Source organism: Streptomyces sp. N35, from assembly GCF_016464295.1.
Taxonomy (GTDB): Bacteria; Actinomycetota; Actinomycetes; order Streptomycetales; family Streptomycetaceae; genus Streptomyces.
In genome coordinates this window covers 1-3,270 of record NZ_JAEIMH010000184.1, presented here as the reverse complement: position 1 = coordinate 3,270, position 3,270 = coordinate 1, and the positions used below count along the sequence as shown (strand labels likewise).

At 71.9% G+C, this 3,270-nt stretch carries 2 protein-coding genes; both read right to left on the bottom strand.

Annotated elements, in window-relative coordinates:
• Positions 1–125: 125 nt before the first annotated feature.
• Positions 126–1,031: a phosphoribosylaminoimidazolesuccinocarboxamide synthase gene (locus tag JAO81_RS41700; RefSeq protein ID WP_199553222.1), complete on the bottom strand. Its 906-nt coding sequence runs from the start codon at positions 1,029–1,031 to the stop codon at positions 126–128.
• 249 nt (positions 1,032–1,280) lie between these two features.
• Positions 1,281–2,783, bottom strand: a complete 1,503-nt coding sequence (locus tag JAO81_RS41695; RefSeq protein WP_307814246.1) for a N,N-dimethylformamidase beta subunit family domain-containing protein — start codon at positions 2,781–2,783, stop codon at positions 1,281–1,283.
• Positions 2,784–3,270: the final 487 nt, after the last annotated feature.

Here is a 3,270-nt window from a genome sequence, read left to right as displayed (position 1 = left end):
AGCTCAGTTGGTAGAGCGCACCCTTCCCAAGGTTGAGGTCGCGAGTTCGACCCTCGCCGTTCGCCCCATAAAGCAGAAGGCCCCCGGTGTTCACCGGGGGCCTTTCGCGTGCGCGGCGTGCGCGGTTACCAGGCCGTCCCTGTCAGCAGCTCGTACGCCTCGATGTAGCGCGAGCGGGTGCGCTCCACGATTTCGGGCGACAGCGGCGGGGGCGGGTTCTCGCCCTGCGGGCCCTGGCGGACCCAGCCGGCCTCGGAGGACTTCAGCCAGTTCCGGATGATCTGCTTGTCGAAGGACGGCTGGGTCTGCCCCGGCTGCCACTCGGCCGCGGGCCAGAAGCGCGAGGAGTCCGGCGTGAGGACCTCGTCCGCGATGACCAGCGTCTCGCCCTCGTAGCCGAACTCGAACTTGGTGTCCGCGAGGATGATGCCCCGGTCACGGGCGATGTCCCGGGCGCGGCCGTAGACCGCCAGGGTCGTCTGGCGCAGCTGGGCGGCGGTCTCGGCGCCGACTTCGCGGGCCACTTCCTCGTACGACACGTTCTCGTCGTGCTCGCCGACCGCGGCCTTCATCGCGGGCGTGAAGATCGGGGCGGGCAGCTCCGAGCCGTCGACCAGGCCCTCGGGCAGGGCGAGGCCGCAGACCGTGCGGCTCTGCTCGTACTCGACGAGGCCGGAGCCCGTGAGATAGCCGCGCGCGACGCACTCGACCGGGACCATCGCCAGGGACTTGCAGATCAGGACCCGGCCCGCCCAGTCCGCGGGCGCACCGGCCGGCAGCTCGGTGGACAGGACGTGGTGCGGGACGAGGTCCGCGAGCTGGTCGAACCACCACAGGGACAGCTGTGTGAGGATGCGGCCCTTGTCGGGGATCTCCGTGGGCAGCACCCAGTCCATCGCGGAGGTGCGGTTGCTGGCGACCATCACGAGGTCGCCCGCTTCGTTCTGGTACAGGTCGCGCACCTTGCCGGTGTGCAGGTGCACCAGGCCCGGCACCTCGATCGGCTCGGGCTTTTCTACGAATCCGGGCATGGTTCCTCCCCGTCGTTTCGGCCAGCGGTCCGATTCTCGCCTATCGCGAAGGTGCCGCTGACCAGGGGTGGGGCAACGCGGCGGTCCGCGCGCCTCGGTGGGCTGCTCAGGTGGCGGCCTCGGTGGGCTGCCGTGGGTGGCGGCCTCAAGGGCTGCCTCGGATGGCGGCCATGGTCGGCTGCCGTGGTCGACGGCCTTGGACGGCCGCCTCAGGTGGCTGCCGCGGGTGGCTGCCGCAGGTCGGCTGTCTCAGTCGCGCTTGCAGATGCGGTCGAGCAGATTGGCGGTCGCCCGCTGGATACGGGTGTCCACATGGCCCGGCCGGTCCAGCGCCGGTGACCACGCGAAGGTCCCGGACGCGAAGACCAGCGCGCCGGACGGTGCCCGGTACAGGGACGTCTCCTGGTGGCGCTTGGCCCCGTCGCCGTCCCGGTAGGGGGAGTGCGCGAGCAGGATGCGGCCCTGGTGCTCGGGCAGCGGGGTGCGCGGGTAGTAGCGGTCGGCCTCGCCCGCGACCAGGTCCTCGATCTCATCCCCTTCGTGCGCTCCGGTCGCGTCCCACAGCCAGTGGTCCGCATTGCGTACGACGAGGGGCGACGGCTCGGGGACCCGGCCCGCGTACTGGATGCCCATCAACTGCTGTTCCGCGCGGTCCACTTCACGCCAGAGCGCGGGCCTGCCCGGACCGCGGCGCTTGCGGCAGGTGAGCAGGCGGTCGGGGACGCCGGAGGGCGAGGGGCTCAACTCCACCTGCCAGTACATGGTGTTGGCGGAGAGGAAGACCAGGGAGGTGCCGCCGTCACGGGCCTGCTCCGTGGTGCGGCGCATCGGCACCGACCAGTACTCGTCGTGGCCCGGGAAGACCAGGCCCCGGTAGCGGGTCGGATCGACGCGTCCCGCGTGCAGATCGCGCGTATCGGCGTACGCGAGGTCATAGCCGTAGCGCTCGGCCCAGCGGATGAAGTCGTAGGCGTGGCCCACGTGGAGCGGCAGTCCCGCGCCCGCGTACGGGCGGTCGAAGGAGACCGTGATGGCGGCGTCGCTCTCGCCGAGCAGCGAGCCCTGTTCGTCCCAGGCGTGGTAGAGGCTGGCGCCCGTGCGGCCGTCCTCCGGGTAGAGGTTGTACGCCTGCCAGGTCACGTCCGGGAGCAGGAGCAGCAGATCCGCCGGGCGGTCGTCGCGGACCGTGAACGGGATGTGCGAGCGGTAGCCGTCGGCGGTGGTCAGGACCGCCACGTACGCGCCCGTGTTCCAGTAACTCGGGATCTGCAGCCGCCAGGAGAGCCACCAGTGGTGGCAGGAGACCGTGCGGTCGGCGGCCAGCGGGGGCGGCTGGACGATGCCGGAGAGCCGGGGGCTCGTGGTGATCTTCGAGGCGCCGTCGCCTCCGTAGTGCCCGATCCGGTAGATGTCGACGCCGAACTGCTGCGGCGGGTCCACGGTGATGTGGAAGTCGATGGATTCGCCCGGGGCGGCGGCACCCGTAGAGGTGAATCCCTTGACCTGCTGGTGCACATCGTCGGCCGTGCGCGGTCCCGTGGTGCTGCGGGGCGCGGGGATACGGGCGCCCGGCGCCGGGGCGTGGTCGATGTACCAGGGGACGACCTGGCCCGTGTCGTCGAAGTAGTGCTCGCTGCCGCGCAGCCAGGGCAGCGGGCCCTGGCCGAAGGGGTCGCTCACGGCGTGGGCGAGGGCGCCGGACTCCCAGCGCCTGATCGGCGCTCCCGCGCCGGACGTTGCGTTTTTCGGCACTCTGCCGCCACCCATGCCGCTCCCCTCCCTCGTCCCCCGGGTCCTGCCTCTGCTGTGGCCGGCCGCGATCGGTGCTCTCGTGCTCATCGATCGGTGGCCGGCGGCTGCTGGAACGTGCGCCGAGCTGTGCCAGTCGGCGGTCGGTCCCAGCACATCACATTAAGCACGCATTCCGTCACCGTTCGTTGCGGATTGACGTGAACGGAACGTGGCACTCCGGGTGAGCGGTTGCGGTCGTGGCGGCGACGGTGGCGGTTGCGATCGTGGTGGCGGTGGCGGTGGCGGGGGTGGCGCGGTGGCGGTGGCGGTGGCTCAGACCAACCGCACCGGCTTCTCCGGTCGTACGCCGAGTCCCGCGAGCCAGCCGCGCAGGGGTTCGGGGTCGCCGTCCTCGACGGGGCTGAGCACCCGGGGGCTGAGGTCGGCGGGGCGGACGCCGCCGGCGGGCAGCGGGGGGCCGGCGGGCCAGGCGGGGCCGGGGGGGGGG

Bases quoted from the DNA above. Each gene is read 5' to 3' on its own strand.
- JAO81_RS41700 (WP_199553222.1), bottom strand. From the start codon at position 1,031: ATGCCCGGATTCGTAGAAAAGCCCGAGCCGATCGAGGTGCCGGGCCTG.